General features: G+C 66.3%; 19 protein-coding genes. 9 read left to right on the top strand and 10 right to left on the bottom strand.

Features of this window, described 5'->3' with window-relative positions; all coding sequences use genetic code 11:
- Positions 1 to 121 precede the first annotated feature (121 nt).
- Positions 122 to 607, top strand: a complete 486-nt coding sequence (gene coaD / locus JWN03_RS06570; RefSeq protein WP_297611198.1) for a pantetheine-phosphate adenylyltransferase — start codon at positions 122 to 124, stop codon at positions 605 to 607.
- A 226-nt stretch (positions 608 to 833) separates the two neighbouring features.
- Here the strand turns inward: coaD and JWN03_RS06565 are convergent, their stop codons facing one another.
- Both JWN03_RS06565 and JWN03_RS06560 read right to left on the bottom strand, forming a co-directional pair.
- Positions 834 to 1805, bottom strand: a complete 972-nt coding sequence (locus tag JWN03_RS06565; protein ID WP_297611195.1) for a hypothetical protein — start codon at positions 1803 to 1805, stop codon at positions 834 to 836.
- Between the two features lie 279 nt (positions 1806 to 2084).
- Complete coding sequence (locus tag JWN03_RS06560; RefSeq protein ID WP_297611192.1) at positions 2085 to 2642, bottom strand: GtrA family protein; 558 nt, start codon at positions 2640 to 2642, stop codon at positions 2085 to 2087.
- A gap of 227 nt (positions 2643 to 2869) precedes the next feature.
- Here JWN03_RS06560 and JWN03_RS06555 point away from each other — a divergent pair, with 227 nt between their 5' ends.
- The 6 genes from JWN03_RS06555 to JWN03_RS06530 all read left to right on the top strand — a co-directional run bounded on the left by JWN03_RS06555 (position 2870) and on the right by JWN03_RS06530 (position 6944).
- Positions 2870 to 3616, top strand: a complete 747-nt coding sequence (locus JWN03_RS06555) for a DivIVA domain-containing protein (RefSeq protein ID WP_297611189.1) — start codon at positions 2870 to 2872, stop codon at positions 3614 to 3616.
- 140 nt (positions 3617 to 3756) lie between these two features.
- The gene (locus JWN03_RS06550; RefSeq protein ID WP_441342946.1) at positions 3757 to 4392 is read left to right on the top strand and encodes a YceD family protein; all 636 of its coding nucleotides are present in this window, start codon (positions 3757 to 3759) and stop codon (positions 4390 to 4392) included.
- A 2-nt stretch (positions 4393 to 4394) separates the two neighbouring features.
- Positions 4395 to 4577 (top strand): 50S ribosomal protein L32, encoded by a 183-nt coding sequence (gene rpmF, locus JWN03_RS06545; protein ID WP_297611186.1) that lies wholly within the window; start codon positions 4395 to 4397, stop codon positions 4575 to 4577.
- A gap of 19 nt (positions 4578 to 4596) precedes the next feature.
- Positions 4597 to 5358 carry a ribonuclease III gene (gene rnc / locus JWN03_RS06540; protein ID WP_297611183.1) on the top strand — a complete coding sequence of 254 codons (762 nt, stop codon included), beginning with the start codon at positions 4597 to 4599 and terminating at the stop codon, positions 5356 to 5358.
- Positions 5359 to 5363: 5 nt separating this feature from the next.
- Positions 5364 to 6221, top strand: coding sequence for a bifunctional DNA-formamidopyrimidine glycosylase/DNA-(apurinic or apyrimidinic site) lyase (gene mutM, locus JWN03_RS06535; RefSeq protein ID WP_297611180.1), 858 nt, complete (start codon positions 5364 to 5366; stop codon positions 6219 to 6221).
- 138 nt (positions 6222 to 6359) lie between these two features.
- Positions 6360 to 6944 carry a dihydrofolate reductase family protein gene (locus JWN03_RS06530; protein WP_297611176.1) on the top strand — a complete coding sequence of 195 codons (585 nt, stop codon included), beginning with the start codon at positions 6360 to 6362 and terminating at the stop codon, positions 6942 to 6944.
- Here the strand turns inward: JWN03_RS06530 and JWN03_RS06525 are convergent.
- The 6 genes from JWN03_RS06525 to JWN03_RS06500 all read right to left on the bottom strand — a co-directional run bounded on the left by JWN03_RS06525 (position 6941) and on the right by JWN03_RS06500 (position 11070).
- Positions 6941 to 7390 carry a DUF350 domain-containing protein gene (locus tag JWN03_RS06525; protein ID WP_297611521.1) on the bottom strand — a complete coding sequence of 150 codons (450 nt, stop codon included), beginning with the start codon at positions 7388 to 7390 and terminating at the stop codon, positions 6941 to 6943. The genes JWN03_RS06530 and JWN03_RS06525 overlap by 4 nt on opposite strands.
- Before the next feature lie 50 nt (positions 7391 to 7440).
- Positions 7441 to 8607, bottom strand: coding sequence for a glutathionylspermidine synthase family protein (locus tag JWN03_RS06520; RefSeq protein WP_297611173.1), 1167 nt, complete (start codon positions 8605 to 8607; stop codon positions 7441 to 7443).
- Positions 8607 to 9494 carry a hypothetical protein gene (locus tag JWN03_RS06515; protein ID WP_297611170.1) on the bottom strand — a complete coding sequence of 296 codons (888 nt, stop codon included), beginning with the start codon at positions 9492 to 9494 and terminating at the stop codon, positions 8607 to 8609. Before JWN03_RS06515 ends, JWN03_RS06520 begins: the two co-directional genes overlap by 1 nt.
- 93 nt (positions 9495 to 9587) lie before the next feature.
- The gene (locus tag JWN03_RS06510; RefSeq protein WP_297611167.1) at positions 9588 to 9869 is read right to left on the bottom strand and encodes an acylphosphatase; all 282 of its coding nucleotides are present in this window, start codon (positions 9867 to 9869) and stop codon (positions 9588 to 9590) included.
- Positions 9866 to 10330 carry an OsmC family protein gene (locus JWN03_RS06505; protein ID WP_297611165.1) on the bottom strand — a complete coding sequence of 155 codons (465 nt, stop codon included), beginning with the start codon at positions 10328 to 10330 and terminating at the stop codon, positions 9866 to 9868. The genes JWN03_RS06510 and JWN03_RS06505 overlap by 4 nt, the downstream gene beginning before the upstream one ends.
- Before the next feature lie 59 nt (positions 10331 to 10389).
- A complete protein-coding gene (locus JWN03_RS06500) occupies positions 10390 to 11070 on the bottom strand; it encodes an HAD family hydrolase (protein WP_297611162.1) in 681 nt (226 codons plus the stop codon).
- A 227-nt stretch (positions 11071 to 11297) separates the two neighbouring features.
- Between JWN03_RS06500 and JWN03_RS06495 the strand changes: the two genes are divergently transcribed.
- Both JWN03_RS06495 and JWN03_RS06490 read left to right on the top strand, forming a co-directional pair.
- Positions 11298 to 12803, top strand: a complete 1506-nt coding sequence (locus JWN03_RS06495) for an HNH endonuclease signature motif containing protein (RefSeq protein WP_297611159.1) — start codon at positions 11298 to 11300, stop codon at positions 12801 to 12803.
- 1002 nt (positions 12804 to 13805) lie between these two features.
- Positions 13806 to 14987: a cytochrome P450 gene (locus JWN03_RS06490; RefSeq protein ID WP_297611156.1), complete on the top strand. Its 1182-nt coding sequence runs from the start codon at positions 13806 to 13808 to the stop codon at positions 14985 to 14987.
- Position 14988: 1 nt separating this feature from the next.
- On the opposite strand, the gene JWN03_RS06485 is transcribed toward JWN03_RS06490, so the two are convergent.
- Together JWN03_RS06485 and JWN03_RS06480 are read right to left on the bottom strand one after the other, a co-directional pair.
- Complete coding sequence (locus JWN03_RS06485) at positions 14989 to 15690, bottom strand: response regulator (RefSeq protein ID WP_297611153.1); 702 nt, start codon at positions 15688 to 15690, stop codon at positions 14989 to 14991.
- Positions 15687 to 17706 (bottom strand): DUF4118 domain-containing protein (locus JWN03_RS06480; protein ID WP_297611151.1); only part of this gene is annotated, 2020 nt, incomplete at its 5' end. The genes JWN03_RS06480 and JWN03_RS06485, both read right to left, overlap by 4 nt.

Genomic DNA, 17706 nt, shown 5'->3' with positions numbered 1-17706 from the left:
GGGCGTGAGGTTTCGGGCGGGTGATTGTGGCGGCGTTCGCGGGGGTAAGTAGGTGTGGGTGCCGCTTGTCGACGGCGAGTCCGGGGCGGTGGGGACCGGTGGGCTGGGGTAGCGTGCGGCCATGGCTGGAGCACTGTGCCCGGGGTCGTTCGACCCGGTGACCAACGGACATCTCGATGTGATCGCACGGGCGGCCGCGCAGTTCGACGAAGTTGTCGTGACGGTGACGATCAACCCGAACAAGAAGGGGATGTTCACCGTCGAGGAGCGGATGGATCTGCTGCGGGAGGTCACCTCCGAACTGCCCAATGTGCGGGTGGAGTCGTGGCAGGGCCTGACGGTGGATTTCGCTCGGGCGCAGGGGATCACCGCGATCGTGAAGGGTCTGCGGGATGCCACCGACTTCGGGTATGAGCTGCAGATGGCGCAGATGAACCGGAAGCTGTCGGGGGTCGACACCTTCTTCATCACCACCAACCCGCTCTACGGCTTCGTCTCCAGCTCGCTGGTCAAGGAGGTCGCCTCCTACGGCGGCGATATCGCCGATCTGTTGCCGCCGGCCGTGCACAAGCAGCTGCTCGCGCGCATTGCGGAACGCCGCGGCTGAACCGCACGGGCGTCCCCTCGCCCGTGCGGTCCCTGCCTGAACTGAACTGCGTCGTGCCCCGCCAGAACTGACCGTGCGGTGTGCGCCCGGCTAACTACGCGGTGCGGGCCCGAACCGCCGTTCACGGTGAGGCGCCTGAACTGAATGGCGTGACCTGCTTTCGCCCCGTCGTGCTCGTTCACGACGGGGCGAACTAGTAGCGGTGGACGCGTCCATACCCAGTGCCTCACAGCGGGCGCACCGGGGCCCGGCGCGGTTCGAGCGCGGGCGCGGGTTCGATGCGGCCGTCGGCGCGCACCGAGCGTCCGCGTGCCAGGGCGGCGCGCAAACGGCGGCCGGCCGCATCACCCTGCAGCTCGTTCCAGGTCCAGCGGACCACCTGGAAACCCAAGGCGCGCAGGTAGTTCTCGCGGATCTGCTCGCGACGGACGACATCGGCCGCGGGCTGACCGTGCCGCAGTAGTCGGCCGTACCGCATCGGGCCGTCGAACTCGCAGAGGACGCCCGCGTCCTCGTAGTAGAAGTCGACGCGCCCCACGAACCGGCCGTCGGGGGTCAGTACATTGCCCTGTGATCGCGGCATGGGCAGATGCATGCGGTGCAGCATCACCCGGCTCAGTGATTCGCCGATGCTCTGACTGCGCCCGTCCAGCATGGCGACCACCTGTTTGGCCTGCGTGATGCCGTGCCGGCATTTCGCCTGTGCCAGTTCGGCTGTCAGCTCGGGTGCGGTGAGTCCGAAGGCGCCGGTGAGGGCGTCGCAGGCGACCACGGCCGCATCGAACGGCAGCGTGAGCGCCAGATCGACAACGGTGCGGGCGGGCGTGGTGACGAGCAGGCCGTCGACTTCCGCCGCCGAATCTATGGGGGAGCCATACACTTTCGCGTACGGCCGGATGCGGCCGCCGCCCCGGCGATTGCGGGTCACGCAGACTCGGTCCAGGGGTGTGCGCCAGAGGGTGGTGCCGTACAGGACCGCCGCCGATTGATGGCTCACCACAGTTGCTTCGGCCATCTCCGGCAGTACCGCTTCGATCAGCAGCCGATGCCGGTCCTGCCAGTTGTGCCCCGCCGGATCCGCGGCACCGGGCACCGGAGCGCCGCACCCTTCGAGCAGCCTGCGCGCCAATCTCCGCGGCGCACACTGGCGTCGGGAGACGGCCTCCACCCCCTCGCTACGGGTCCGATCAGGAGTCATTCGCCCTCCTTACGCGGACGCCCCCGCCGCCAACTGTGCTGTACACATGATCTGTCGACCCGGCCCAGCGGTCGTTGCACACCGGGCCCGCGCGTATCCCGCCGTCCCCCAAGGCATCCATGCGATCGCCGCATCTTCGGAACCCCTTTCATTCGGTCGATGCTTGCTTTGACGCAGACACGCCCGAATAGGTTCCCTACCTCCGGAAACAGCGAATCCTCGCACCCCCCGCCGGATTTCGGTCCGGTCGGCGAATGCGAGGATTCGGAAAGCTGGAGCTCAGAACACCCAGAGCCGCAGCGTCAGGAAGCGGAAGGTACCCACGGCGGCCGTGATCGCCAGTACCGCAGCGGCTTCCGCGAAGCCGCCCAGTCCGGGCGCCGTGCTGGTGAGAATCGCGAGCCCACCCGAGGTGATGGCCAGACCCGCCAGCGCCAGCCCGCCGCCCTCGATCTGCGCGGTGTACCAGCGCACCCGGCCGGCCGCGTGGAAGGTCAGCCGCCGGTGCAGTTCATTGGCGATCGCGGTGCTCACGATCGAGCCGGTCAGATTGGCCAGCTGCGGCCCCTCGCCGTAGAAGGCCAGGAACAGCAGCAGGTAGCCGACATTGCTGAGCCCGCCGACGAGTGCGAAGCGGATCAGCTGGGCGAGGGTGTGGTCGCTGCGCAACCAGTCGCCGAGCTGTGCGGTCCAGCGCACTCCGACTGTCCGGACGGCCTCGGTACCGGTGGCCACGGCTTCGGACCCGTACGCGATCGCCTCGGTGCCGTATGAATATGCGTCGGCGAGACCGGGGACGGGTGTCGCGCCCCGCTGCGGGATGTCCAGCACAGCCATGGTCTTTTCCCTCGAACACGTCGGGGTGCTTCCGTTGCCCCGACCCAACACTTTTCTGCTACCTAAATTTAACATCAACTGGAGGGGTTTCCTCCACTTCTTTTCCGATGTGTGAAACAGCTCTCCGACACGCCGGGAACGAACCTTGTCCACCGCGCACGGGAGGGCAGACTTATAGAAACGGAGGAGTCTCGCCGTTTAGTCCAGGCAGGAGAGTGGGGTAGCACATGTACCGCGTATTCGAAGCACTCGACGAACTCGTGGCCATCATCGAAGAGGCGCGGGGTATCCCGCCGACTCGGAACTGCATCGTGCCGCGTGGTGAGGTGCTCGAACTACTCGACGATGTGCGTGAGGCGCTGCCCGGCGAGCTCGACGACGCTCAGGACGTGCTCGACCACCGCGACAAGATCGTCACCGACGCCCGCGATTCCGCAGATACCACCGTGACCGGCGCGAACGAGCAGGCGCATCAGACCGTCACCGGCGCCCGCGAGGAAGCCGATCGCATCCTCTCCGATGCCAAGGCGCACGCCGATCGCATGGTCGCCGAGGCCCGCGCGCACGCCGAACACCTCGTCGGTTCGGCGGAGGCCGAGGCCGAGCGCGTGGTCACCGACGGCAATAACGAGTACGAGGCGGTCACCGGCCGGGCCCGTTCCGAGGCTGATCGCATGGTCGCGTCCGGTCAAGCCTCCTATGACCGTTCCGTCGCCGAAGGCAAGGCCGAGCAGGAGCGACTGGTCTCGGCGACCGAGGTGGTGCGAGCCGCGCACGCCGAATCGGCTCGCCTCATCGACGGCGCGACAGCCGACTCCGACCGCCTGCGCACCGAGTGTGACGAATACGTCGACGGCAAGCTGGCCGACTTCGAGGAGACCCTGCACAGCACCCTCCGGATTATCGGGCGCGGCCGCCACCAGGTGCGTTCCGGCACGAACGTGCAGGATTACGCGGCGGAGTTCCGCCGGTAGCCGGTTTGGGCCGACGGGGAGCGCTTCGGTATTGTTGAGTGGTTGCCCATTCCATACCGAGCGTGAGTGAGTCCCTGATGTCCGCCGAATCCGGTTCCAAGCCGCGTCATCGTCTTACGACGTCCGACGACGTCGGCTTCATGCTGGACACGCGCAGCCTCGGGCGTAAGCCCGGCTCGATGCGTGAGCTGAAGCGGACCGTCGTCACCGACGAGAAGATCGGCCTCGAACTGGTCGGCATTCCCGCAGGTGCGCAGGTCGAGCTCGATCTCACCATGCAGTCGGTGTCCGAGGGCGTGCTGATCATCGGCACGGTGTCGGCGCCCGTCGAGGGTGAATGCTCGCGCTGCCTGGAACCGTTCACGGACCAGGTCGAGCTGTACCTCACCGAGCTGTTCGCCTACCCGGACAGCAATACCGAGAAGACCACCGAGGAAGACGAGATCCATCGTCTGGTGGACGACATGATCGAACTCGAGCCGGTGGTCATCGACTCCGTCGGGTTGGAACTGTCGCTACAACCGGTGTGCGAGCCGGACTGTGCGGGATTGTGCCCGGAATGCGGTGTACGGATGGCGATTGCAGGTTCCGGCCACGGTCATGAGATACTTGACCCTCGCTGGGCCGGGCTCGCGAAAATCGGCGTCGTAGACGACGAAGTCGTCCATGATTCAGCCCCCGGAAGCGGTGCCTCTGGCGCTGCGCCGGACCCATCAACAGATTCTGAACTCACGGGGCACAGTAGCGCCGTGAGTCCGAGGACAGAGGAGAAGTAGTCGTGGCCGTTCCGAAGCGCCGGATGTCCCGTTCCAACACCCACTCGCGCCGGAGCCAGTGGAAGGCCAGTGCGCCTACCCTGATCACCTGCCCGAACCGGGCGTGCGGCCAGGCGACCCTGCCGCACATCGCGTGCCCCTCCTGCGGCACGTACAAGGGCCGCCAGGTCACCGCTGCGGTTTGATTCTCTGATCCAGCCGACCGTGACCGCCAGCAAGGACGCGGCGGAGGTGCCCGCCGTGGGTGACTTCGCCGACCATTCCAGCCTGCTCGAAGCGCTCGGCGTCGGCCTGCGACCGGACCTGTTGCGCCTCGCGCTCACCCACCGGTCGTATGCCTACGAAAACGGCGGGCTGCCGACCAATGAGCGCCTGGAATTTCTGGGCGACTCCGTGCTCGGCCTGAGCATTACCGAACGTCTGTACCTCGAGCATCCCGAAAAATCCGAAGGTGAGCTGGCGAAGCTGCGCGCGAGCGTAGTGAATATGCACGCCCTCGCCGAGGTGGCCCGGGTGCTTGGTCCGGGCGGTCTCGGTGTGCACCTGCTGCTCGGTAAGGGCGAAGAGCTCACCGGTGGCCGGGACAAGCCGAGCATCCTTGCCGATGGCATGGAATCACTGCTCGGGGCCGTGCATCTCGAGCACGGCATCGATGTGGCACGCACTGTGGTGCTGACGCTGTTCGCGGCGTTGCTCGAGCGTGGCCCCCGCATGGGAGCCGGGCTCGACTGGAAGACCAGCCTGCAGGAGCTGACCGCCGAGCGCGGTATCGGCGTGCCCAGTTACGAAATCACCTCCACCGGGCCCGACCACGACAAAGAATTCACCGCCACGGCGGTGATCGGTGGGAAGGCATACGGCCAGGGGGTGGGCCGTTCCAAGAAGGAAGCGGAGCAGAAGGCCGCGGGCACTGCCTACCAGCAGCTGAACGCCGCCGAGAAGCCTGCCGAAGGTTCGGCGCAGTAACGCTGATGCCGGAACTTCCCGAAGTCGAAGTCGTACGACGCGGTCTCACCGAACATGTGGTGGGCCGCGTCGTTCGCGCTGTGACCGTCAAGCATCCGCGATCGGTGCGACGGCACGAGCCCGGCGGTGCGGATCTTGCCGCCCGCCTCACCGGCCTGCGGGTCGAATCCGCTCAGCGGCGCGGCAAATTCCTGTGGCTCACCTTCGATGAGCCCGACACCTCACTTGTTGTGCACCTGGGCATGAGCGGGCAGATGCTGGTGCAGCCTGCCGATGCTCCGCTGGAGAAGCACGCGCACATTCTCGCTGCCCTCGATTCCGGGCAAGAGTTGCGCTTCATCGATCAGCGCACCTTCGGCGGCTGGCAATTGGCCGATCTGGTCGAGGTCGAGGGGACGCTGCTGCCGGAACCGGTGGCGCACATCGGCCGTGACCCACTGGATCCGCTGTTCGACGCGGACCGGGTGGTGAAGGCCTTGCGCGCCAAGCAGTCCGAGATCAAGCGACTACTGCTGGATCAGACCATCGTGTCCGGCGTCGGCAATATCTATGCCGACGAGGCGCTGTGGCGGGCCGGGATTCACGGAGAGCGGGTGGCGGCCAAGCTGACTCGCCCCGCACTGCACGGTCTGCTCACCGAGGCGGGGACGGTGATGAGCGAGGCGCTGCAAGCCGGTGGCACCTCCTTCGACGCCCTCTATGTGAACGTGAACGGCCAGTCCGGCTACTTCGAGCGTTCCCTCAACGCCTACGGCCGCGAGCACGAGCCGTGCCGCCGCTGCGGTGCGCCGATGGTCCGCGAGAAGTTCATGAACCGCTCGTCCTTCTCCTGCCCGCGCTGCCAGCCGCGCCCCCGTACCTGACCGATCATGCCGCGGGGGTGACTGCCTGCGCCGTGACGGTGATTCCTGCCGCCCACTCTTCGGTTTAGCCTCCCTATGGAACGGCCTGAAGCGCTACCTTTTTGGGAGCGGCACGTGTGGTGCCGGCTGGAGGGACCAATGCGCAAACTCACCTATTACGTCGCGGCCACCATCGACGGGTTCATTGCCACCGAGAACGGTTCGGTGGACTTCTTCCCCGTGGGAGGTGATCACGGTCCCGCGATCGTCGCGCAGTATCCGGAGACCCTGCCCACCAAGGTGCGGGAGGCGCTCGGTCTCGACACCAAGCCCAGTAATACCTTCGATACGGTGATCATGGGCCGCAAGACACACGATTTCGGCGTGCGGACCGGCACCTCCAGCCCGTATTCGCATCTGCGACAGTACGTGGTGTCGCAGACGCTGCCGGAGGCCCCGGACCCGGATGTGGAGCTCATCGCCGACGATCCGCTGGCGCGGGTGCGCGAGCTCAAGCGGGAGAAGGGGCTCGGCATCTGGTTGTGCGGCGGTGGTGAGCTGGCCCAGACCCTGCTGCCGGAGATCGATCAGATCTTCCTGAAGGTCTACCCGATCGTCCTGGGCACCGGCCGTCCGCTGTTCGGTGCGGGCGCCAGGCTGCCCGAGGCCACCCGCTTCCGGGTGCTCACCAGTCGCATCTTCGAGGACGGCGTCGCCTTCCTCAAGTACAGCCGGGTGCGCTAGAGGATCGCGACGGCCACGACCAGGCCGAGGGCGAAGTGGGCGGCGGCCACGATCAGGGAGTCGGTGCTGAATTCGGGGGCCTTCAGGACTTCGCCGATATCGATGCCGAGGGCGTATTCGATGACGCGGACCGAGATCACCTGGGCGACAATGCCGACGAGGCCGTAGATGAGGGCCGCAATGAGGCCCTCGGAGAGCTTGCCGGCTTGGGCGTAGATGGCCAGTACCACGATGAAGGCCATGCTGAGCATGCCAGCCGAGCTGACGACCACGGCATTGGGCAGCCCTTGGGCGACCATGGCGCGCAGCTTGCCGGGGGTGGTCAGGTCGACCGCGTAGAAGCCGACCAGCATGAGGCCCAGACCCAGTAGCGCGTAGAGGACGATGGCTCCCACGCCCCGGCCGACGGAGCTCCAGTATCCCGCTTCGAGCGCGACGGTGGTCATCATCGGTCGGTCCTCCGTGGGTTGTCGGGTCAGAACTGCGGAATGCTCTGTCAGGACTGCGGAATACGGTGCGGTACGAAAGTAGAAGTATCGTCGGTGATCAGGCCCACGGTCTCGCGAATGCCGAGTCCGGCGGAGGTGTCGCCCACGATCCAGGCGCCCAGCACCGGCCGCATACCGTCGAATTCCGGTAGCGGGTCCAGCATTTGGTAGACGAAGCCTTCTTCGCCGTAGACGCCGCCGGTGGCGGTTTCCATGCCCGGGCCGACAATGGTCATGTTCGCACCCTCGCGGCCGAGTTTCGGCTTGCGGATGTACTCGGTGAGCTCGTGCGGGTCATCGAGGTAGGCGGGCAACAGGTTCGGGTGGCCGGGGTACATCTCCCAGAGCACCGCGAGCAGCGCCTTGTTGGAAAGCATTGTCTTCCACAGTGGTTCGATCCACATGGTGCTGGGCAGCGATTGCGTGATGCGCTTGCCGAAGTCGTCGTCGAGCGCCCATTCCCACGGGTACAGCTTGAAGATGGATTCGATGGGCGCCTCCGCCAGATCGACGAAACGTTCCAGCTCCGTATCGAATCCGACCTCTTCGATGGGCAGCGCGATGGTGTCGAAGCCGGCCTCGGCGGCGGTCTCCTGCATATAGGCGGTGGTGACATTGTCCTCACCGCTGCCGTCCGCGCCCGACCAGGTGAAGTGCAATTGGGTGCTGGGCAGGATGTCGCGCATCTCGCCCCAGCGCTCGACCAGCTTCTCGTGCAGGGAATTCCACTGATCGTCGTCCGGGTGCAGATCGGTCAGCCAGTGCCACTGCACGATCGACGCCTCCAGCAGGGAGGTCGGCGTATCGGCGTTGTACTCCAGCAGTTTTGCCGGGCCGCGACCGTCGTAGCGCAGATCGAAGCGGCCGTAGATGTGCGGGTCCGAGCGCTTCCACGAGTTGGTGATGTGCTCCCAACTCCATTGCGGCAGACCGAAATCGGCGAGTCGCTCGGTGAGGATGATGTTGTCGATGGCGTGCAGGCACATGGTGTGCAGCACTTCGACCTGGGCTTCGAGCGCGAGGATCTCGTCCATATCGAACTCGTAGTGCACCGATTCGTCCCAGTAGGGCCGCGGCTGCCCATTGGTATCGACGCCGGGTGAGCCGTACACCAACCCCTGGCTCTCGATGATCTGCTTCCAGCCCGCGCGCGGGGTGCTGCGCACACGGCGCACTAGGAACCTCCTCCGTGGAGCTTGGAACCGAGGCCGCCGCGCTGAATCGTGGTGCCGCTCTTGGTTTTTACGTTCGCGCCCTTGGGGATCGAGGTGCTGCCGCCGGTGGGTGCGTGGCCGATCGTCTGGCTGGGGCCGCCGTAGTAGTAGCGGTACTGGTGGCCGGCCAGGAAGAACAGGCCCGCGGTGCCGAGACCGCTGCCGCCGCGGTTGGGATCCTGCGCGTCCTGGCAGTACTGGTCGGGGACGACGATTTCCTGGTTGTCCTGGGTGGCCTTGATCGTCTGATTCGGACCGACGGGCACGGTCTCGCCGTTCTTGGCCACCACTGTGCAGGACGCCGTCACATCGGGGGTAGTGATGGCGTCGTAGGCGAGGTATCCGCCTCCCACGAGTGCCGCGACACCGACCACCGCCGCGCCGCCGAGCAGCACCTTCTTGCGCTTCTTGCGTTTGCCTTCGGCGGCGTCGATGGCGGCCTGGGCTTGTTCTTCGGCGCGTTTGCGGGCCTTTTCGCGGGCTCGCGCCTCGGCGACCGTCGGCGGGCGCGGCTGGGTGATGCCGGCTTCCTGCGACTGCATGGTGCCGTGCCGGGGCGCATCGGACGGACCCGGAATCTGGGACGCGTCGAATTCGACGGTCGGGCTCGGGAGGTCGAGGGTCGGATTCGAGACCGGCGGCGGGTAGACGGGGATACCGGGGAGCGGGTAATTAGCCCACTGCGGACCCGGGTCCGGGGTCGTCGCGGAACCCGGCGCGGCCGTGCTGGATTCGCCCGGTATCGGCTCGGTGGGGTGTGATTCGCCCGCGGGCGGGGTGTCGGGGCCGTGCGGGGTGGGGCGGTGGTCGGGGTCCTCAGGGGTGCCGCCGAGACGTTCAATGGCCAACGATGGACTCCTCGGACTCGCCGAACTCTGTTCGCCTCAGCGACTCTATGCGCTGCCACGTATCGGTGCTGATCACTAGCGACCGGTCGCGCATCAACGCTCTTCGAATCCGATTATGCCCCCCTGTGCGGCGTCCCAGTCCGCTACGACGAGGTTGACCCGGCCCGGTGTGTCGCCGGAGCGCAGCAGGGTGAGCAGCGTGTCGCAATTCTCGTGCGGGCCTTCGGCGACCACGTGCACGCGGCCGTCCCGATGATTGCGGGCGTACCCGGTCAGGCCCAGTTCCAGGGCGCGAGAGCGGGTCCACCAGCGGAACCCGACACCCTGCACCTGGCCGTGCACCCAGGCGCTGAGCCGGACCGGGGTTGCTGTCATTCGTCTACGCGGAAGGTCAGATTGACGGTGGTGCCCGCCTTGAGGGTGCGGCCGACGGTGCAGACCTTGTCGATGGCGCGCTGCGCGGCGACCAGCATGCGCTGCCGGGTTTCCTCGTCGAGTTCGCTGAGATCCAGTTCGACGGACTCGTTGAGCTCCGGATAGGTCTCGTTCTCGCGGTCGGCGTCGCCGGAGACGCGCACGATGGAATCGAAGTTGTCGCCGAGCTTGCGCGACAGCGTGAAGTCGGCGCTCAAACCGGTGCACCCGGCCAGCGCGATCTTCAGCAGCTCGCCCGGGGTGAAGGCGCCGGGTACCCCCGCCGAGGCGATGAGCACTTCGCCGCCACGATTATTGCGACCGGTGTAGGCCCGGGTTCCGGTGCGCTCGGCCCACAGCTCGACCGGTTCGGCGGCCTGGGCGGGTGCGGCGGTCTGCGGTGCGGCGGTCTGTTCGGACATGCCTAGATCCTCGCATTCGTTCTCGGTTCACTACCGTTCGGTTCGGAACGCCCGCGAGGTCAGCGGAATTCCGGCACCGGTTCCAGGCTCGCCGCGAGCTCCGGTGTGACGGATCTCAAACCGCCGTCGGCAATGTATGAGGCCAGCGCGAGCGCGTCCGGCGCGGGTGGGTAGCGCGGGTGCGGGACGGCGATGACCGTCATGCCCGCCGCATGAGCCGCGCGCAGGCCGTTGCTGGAGTCCTCGATGGCCACGCACTGCTCGGGCGGGATGCCGAGCCCGGCCGCAGCGGCGAGGTAACCGTCGGGTGCGGGCTTACCGCGCTCGACCTCCTCGGTCGAGACGGTGGTGCGGAACAGGTCGGTGACACCCATGTGGTCCAGCACCACATCGATGAGCCGGCGCGGCGACGAACTGGCCAGACCGAGCACGAACTGTCCGGCGAAGGCGCGCACGGTCTCCGCGGCATCGGGCATCAGCGGCAGATGGTCGGCGTAGCGGGCGGCCATGCGCGAGATGACGTCCTCTGCCACCTGCTCGGGCGTGCGGCGGCCGTCGAGCAGATCTTCGCTGGTGTAGATAGACCATTCAGAGGTGCTCATCCCCATGAACCGGTCCTGAGTATCGGGCAGCCAGCGCCCGTCCATCTCGCCGATGTACTCACGCCGCACCTCCTCCCAGATGGGTTCGGTGTCGATGAGTACGCCATCCATATCGAAAATGACTGCCTTGGTGGACATGGTCTACATGGTCATCCATGGGCGATCGGGCGGCTGCTTCGGGCCTGGTGTTTGCGTCCGGAGGACGAGGAGGAAGGGCGGAGATTAAAGACGCCTGGACAAGAAGAACGAAACGAGAAGAGATGGAACGAAAGGAGGGGGAAGGTAAAGATCAGATAGTCTGAATAGCCTTATATCACAACATAATTCGCCTTTCCGGGTCTGTTTCCCGGGAGTAGAATAGAGGCATGGAATCAGGGGGAGAAACCGCAATCGCGACCGGTGCAGCCGCACTGGCCGCGGCGGTCGATTCCCTCACCGCACTGCCGTTGATTCCGGTGTCGGACAACGACATCGTCGAGTTGATGCAACAGATCGAGACCAGCACCCGCCGGTTGGCGTCGGTGACCCAGGACCTGATCGTGCAAGCGTGTGCCCGCTCCCTGCCCGCCCGCAACGGTTCGGGGAGCCCGGCGTTGTATTTGCAAGCGGTGCTGCATATCTCGCACGGGGATGCGATCAACCGGTGGCGCGCTGCGGAGGATCTCGCGGTGTGGCATCGCGTCGGTGACGACGAGGCCGATCCGGTACCGGTGCTGCCGTGCGCGGCCCAGGCCCTGGACGAGGGGGCGATCTCCCTCGATCATGTGCGGGTGATCCGGGCTGTGATGAACCGGTTGCCCGGCAAGGTCGCTCCCGAGGCTCGCGCCTACGCCGAACAGCAACTCACCCGGCAGGCTCGCGCCTTGGATCCGACGCAGTTGCCGAGGATCGGGGAGAGGGTCCTGGGCTTTCTCGACCCCGACGGCACGCTCACCGAGGACGCCGACCGGCAACGCTTGCGGAGTGCGAGTGTGAGTCCGCAACGCTACGACCTGATGTCCACCCTCACCGTCGAGCTCACCCCCGACGCCCGAGCGGCGTTCGACGCCGTCATGGCCAAACTCGCCCGCCCGGGCATGTGCAACCCGGACGACAAGGAAAGTCCGTGGGCCGACGACGGTGAGCTGCCCCGGGACCTGGTGGAGGCCTGCGCAGCCCGCGACGAGCGCACCAAGGTGCAACGCCAGCACGATGCGTTGCTGGCGGTGCTGCACCCGGACTTCAACCCCGCCAAGCTCGGCTCGCATCGCGGGCTGCCGGTGGCGACGATCCTGACGATGAGCATCGAGGACGTCGAACGCACCGCGGGGGTGGCGACCCTGGCGACCGGGGGCAGTGTTCCGGTCGAGGACGCAGTCAAGTTGGCGGCCCGCCGGTCCAAGACGTTCGTGCTGGTGAAGAACAAGAACGGCATGCCCCTGCACATCGGGGAGGCCCGCCTGGCGAACCCGGCACAACGCCTTGCGTTGATCGCGACCGAACGCGGGTGCACCCGCCCGGGCTGCACCGCACCGGCGAGCATGTGCGCGGTGCATCATGTGACCGAGTTCAGCAAGGGCGGCCGCACCGATATCGGAAACCTGACCTTGGCGTGCGATCACTGCCATGCCCTGGTCAAGAACGGCCCCCGCGGGTGGACAACCATCAAACTGGGCCCGGAGTCGGGATTCCCGGGCCGCACCGGGTGGATCGCTCCTGCCCATGTCGACCCGTCCAGGACTGCGCAGGTCAACCACCTCCATCACCCCGGTGAGATGCTGACCGCTGTCCCGCCGTCGGTGCGGACCCGCAGTTTCTGTAATCCGGTGCGCCCGCAACCGGTTCAGGACCGGATCGCCCGCCGAACCACCACACCCCCGGCGCGACAATAGATTTCCCGCCCCCGTGTCACCGGCAGGTTGATCCTGTCGGTGCTAGAGGTCGTTGCCCGGTGTGGTCCTTCCGTCTCACCGCGCCCCTGCAGGACTGGTTCGGCCCGCCCGACAGCAATACCCCACCGCGACAACAGGATTCCCCACCCTGGGTGCCCACCTACAGGGTTCGTCCCGTCGGTGCTACAGGCCGTTGCCCGGCTTGGCTTTTCGGGTTTTGCTCTTTGGCTTCTTGATCTTTTCGTTCTTTATGTCCGGGCGTCTTTCGTCTTGTTCGTTGTGTCTTTTTTGCGTCTCTGAAACGGGACCACAGCCAGTCTTCCGGCCGGTACCGCAGCTACTTCGGTACTGCGGAAGGTAAATGGGGTACCCCTCCCGACGTCACCAGCACGGCCATCTCGAGCCTTGCTCGCACCCGGAAACCCAACACCCTCTTTCGACGCAAGCAACCCAGGTGCACCGACTTCTCGCGGCCTCGAATCCCCCCGAAGCGGGCACCGCACAGCCCTTCTCCTTGACCGCACAGCCCGTGTCCGTGCGGCACAGACCTGATAACCGTTGTGCCGCCGAGACACCCGCTGTTCCGTCCCCGACACCCTACGGTTTCTATGCCGAAACGGTCGGTGCACCTGGGTTTCTTGCATCCCGAGCAGGGTTGGTGTGGCAGGGGGTGCGAGCAAAGCTCGAGATGGCCGTGCTGGGCACGTCGGGAGACGTACCCGGCTTACCTTCCGCAGTTGGGAGAGATTAGCTGCGGTTCCAGCGGGGTCGACCGGCTGTGGTCACCTTCTCGAGATGGAAGACGAAAGACGAAAGATGGAAGACGAAAGATATAAAGACGAAGAGTGACGGGGTTGGGGCTGAGGGTGGGGATGGGGGTGTAGCGGGGGTTGTCCACTGACTGGGATTGGTGGTGGGTATGTGCTCGGGGTGGGTGGGGGCGAGTTAGCGTCCGAAGGGAGTACGGATACTTGCCAGTGAATGCCGAGGTGTGCTGTGGGCGTGGATATCTACGATCCGGAGCTGTATGTGGGTGGGCCTATCCATGAGCTGTTCGCGGAGCTGCGGGGGACTCAGCCCGTTTACTGGCAGGAGATGCCGGGGGAGCCGGGGTACTGGGCGGTGCTGAAGCATGCCGATGTGGCCCATGTGGCGCGCAATCCGCAGTTGTTCTCGGCTGAGATCGGGGGCGTGATTCTGGAGAATCAGCCGGCGGAACGGCTGGAGCAGACCCGGAACATGCTGCTCATGATGGATCCGCCGCGGCATACCGAATACCGCAGGCCGCTGGCCGAGCATTTCAAGGCGCGGGTGATCGGCGAGCTGGAGGGGCGGGTGCGGGAGTTGACCCGGCAGCTGCTCGAAAGTGTCGATGGCGACGTCGAATTCGTGCACGATGTGGCGGGGGTGCTGCCCAGTCAGGTGGTCGGCGGGCTGTTCGGTATTCCTGCTGCCGACTGGCCGGATATCCGGCACTGGGCGGAACAGTCCACCAGCCAGCAGGATCCGGAGCTGGTCGGTGATTTCGATGTGACGGCCGAGCTGACCAAGATGGCGATCTATGCCATCCAATTCTCCATGGCCCGGCGCGAGCAGGAGCCGCAGGCTGATCTGACTTCGCTCATCCTGGCGGGTGAGTTCGGCGGAAAAGCCATGTCCGACATCGAGTTCGGAAGTTTCTTCACCCAGCTCGTCACCGCGGGCAACGACACCACCAAGACCATGCTGTCGGCGGGATTGCAACTGCTGCTGCAGCATCCGGAGCAGTTGCGGGCGCTACGCGAAGATCCCGCGCTGATTCCCGGTGCGGTGGAAGAGATCCTGCGCTATGCCAATCCGCTGCACTACTTCCGGCGCACCGCTACCGCCGATACCGAGATCCGCGGCGTCAGTATCAAGTCCGGGGACAAGGTGGCCATGTGGTACACCTCGGCCAATCGTGACGAGGAGGTGTTCGCCGATTCCCAGCGTTTCGATATTCGTCGGAATCCCAACCCGCACTTGTCCTTCGGTCTCGCCCAGCACTTCTGCCTCGGCGTACATCTGGCCCGTATGGAAGGCCGGGTGTTCTTCGAGGAGCTGCTCGCCCGCTTCCCGGATATCGAGCAGATCGGCCCGGCGCGGCGGATCCGCTCCAACCTCAACAATGGCCTGAAGTCGTTGCCGATCCGCCTGTCGCGCTGACTCAGACCTGGAAGCGGTATCCCATGCCCGCCTCGGTGAGCAGGTGTTTGGGCTGTGATGGGTCGTCCTCGAGCTTGCGCCGCAATTGCGCGAGATACACACGCAGGTAATGGGTTTCGGTGGCATAAGACGGTCCCCACACCTCGCGCAGCAGTTCGCGGCGGCCGACGAGTTTGCCCTTGTTGCGCACCAGCATTTCCAGCATGCCCCACTCGGTGGGGGTGAGGTGCACGTCGTGGCCGTGCTTGGTGACCTTCTTGGCGCTCAGATCGACTGTGAAGGAAGAGGTTTCGATCACCGGTTCGGAGGTGTCCGCGGTGGAGGCGGACCGGCGCACGGCGGCGCGCAGCCGGGCCAGCAGCTCGTCCATGCCGAACGGCTTGGTGACGTAGTCGTCCGCGCCCGCGTCCAGCGCTTCGACCTTGTCCGACGAGTCGGTGCGGGCCGACAGCACGATCACCGGTGCGGTCGACCAGCCGCGCAGTCCGGCCAGTACCTCGATGCCGTCCATATCGGGCAGGCCGAGGTCCAGCACGACCACATCCGGGTGTTTCTCGGCGGCCGCGCGCAGGGCCGCGGCCCCGGTGGATGCGGTGGTCACCTCATAGCCGCGAACCGACAGATTGATGCGCAGGGCGCGCAGAATTTGTGGTTCGTCATCGACCACCAGGACTTTGGTCGGCGCCGGCGCCGGCTTCGTCACCCGATCTCCTGTTCCTCGCAAGGCTGCGACTCGTCGCACGCTTGTAGTTCGATCACCATTGTGAGCCCGCCACCGGGGGTGGGCTCGGCGTGCACGGTGCCGTCCATGGCATCCACGAAGCCGCGGACCACCGACAACCCGAGTCCGACGCCGGTGGAATTATCGCGGTCGCCGAGCCGCTGGAACGGCTCGAACAGCTGATCCTCCATACCGGTCGGTACTCCCGGGCCGGTGTCGACCACGGTAATGGCCACGCGTTTTCCAGTGTGCTCCGCGGTAACTCGCACCGCCGAATCATCGGGGGAGTAGCGCACCGCATTATCGATGAGATTGGCAAGCACCCGCTCCAGCAACCCGCTGTCGGCGCGCACCGACACCGTGCCGACCTCCACCTTCACCCGGCTCATGGCGGTGCGCCGCAGCCCGCGGGTACCCATGCTCATGAGCGCGTGATGCACCACCTCGTCGAGGTAGACCCGCCGCATCTGCGGTTTGATCACGCCGACCGCCAGCCGCGAGGAGTCCAGCAGATTGCCGACCAGTGCGGTCAGCTGATCCACCGATTCCTCGACGGTTGCCAGCAATTCGGCGGTGTCCTCCGGCGAGAACTCCACATCGTCGCTGCGCAGGCTCGATGCCGCGGCCTTGGCGGCGGCCAGCGGGGTGCGCAGATCATGGCTGACCGCGGACAGCAGCGCGCGCCGCAGTTTGTCGGCCTCCAGCACCGCCTGCGCGGCCCCGGCCTCGGCTTGCAATTGCTTCTGATGCACCAGGCCCGCAGCCTGATTCGCGACCGCGCCCAGCACGAGGCGGTCGCCGGAGCTGACGCCGCGACCACGCAGCAGCAGCCAGTGCTGATCGTCGCCCGCCTCCACGGCGGTCGTGGCTTCGGCGGCCGTGGCGGGCGGCAGCTCGCCGACCGAGGCGATGATCTCGTCATCGGTGGCCAGGCTGACCGCGTCCTGGTTGTAGGTCTCGCGGGCCCGCTCCAGCAGGTCCGGCAGACCCGCGCCGTGCAGCACCGCGCCCGCGAAGAGCGTCAGCAGCTCGGCTTGCCGAGATGCCCTGCGCGCCTCCCGCGTTCGCTTGGCCGCCACATCCACCAGGGCCGATACCGCGACTGCCACCAGGAGCAGCACCACGATGGTGAGGAAGTTGTCCAGCTGGTCGATGGTGAGGCTGTAGCGCGGCTCGGTGAAGAACCAGTTCAGCAGCACACCCGACAGCAGCGCCGACAGCGCCGCCGGGGCCACACCGCCGAACAGCGCGACCACGAGCACGCCGATGAAGAACAGCGCGCTCTCGCCGCCGAGATCCAGCCACTTGTCCAGCCACAGACCGGTCACCGCGCAAATCAGCGAGGGGACGAGCAGTGCGGCGGACCAGGATCCGAGTTTGCGGTCCCGGGGCGCCAGCGAGGACCAGCGGAAGCCGCGATTGGATTCCTCATGCGTGACCATGTGCACATCGATCTTGCCCGACTGCTGCACCACGCTCGCGCCGATGCCCTCGTCGATCATGCGCGCCCAGCGCGACCGGCGCGAGGTGCCGAGCACCAGCTGGGTGGCGTTCACCTGACGCGCGAAATCCAGTAGCGCCGTGGGCACATCGTCGCCGGTGACGGTGTGCAGGCTCGCGCCCAGGCTGGTCGCCAGATCACGCAGCCGGGTCAGCCGCTGGGTGGACACGCCGGCCAGCCCGTCACCGCGTACCACGTGCACCACGATCAATTCGGCGCTGGATTTGGCGGCGATGCGGCTGGCGCGCCGCACGATGGTCTCCGATTCCGCTCCGCCGGTGACCGCCACGACCAGGCGCTCGCGGGCTTCCCAGGTATCGGTGATCTTGTGGTCCGCACGGTATTTCGCCAATGCCGCATCCACCTGATCGGCCAGCCACAGCAGCGCGAGTTCGCGCAATGCGGTCAGGTTGCCGGGTCGGAAGTAATTGCGCAGTGCGGCATCCACCTTGGTCGCCGCGTACACGTTGCCGTGGGAGAGCCTGCGCCGCAACGCT

Source organism: Nocardia sp. (assembly GCF_025465275.1).
Taxonomy (GTDB): domain Bacteria; phylum Actinomycetota; class Actinomycetes; order Mycobacteriales; family Mycobacteriaceae; genus Nocardia.
Note: the sequence above shows the minus strand (reverse complement) of the source record. Positions and strands in the feature narration are given on the sequence as shown.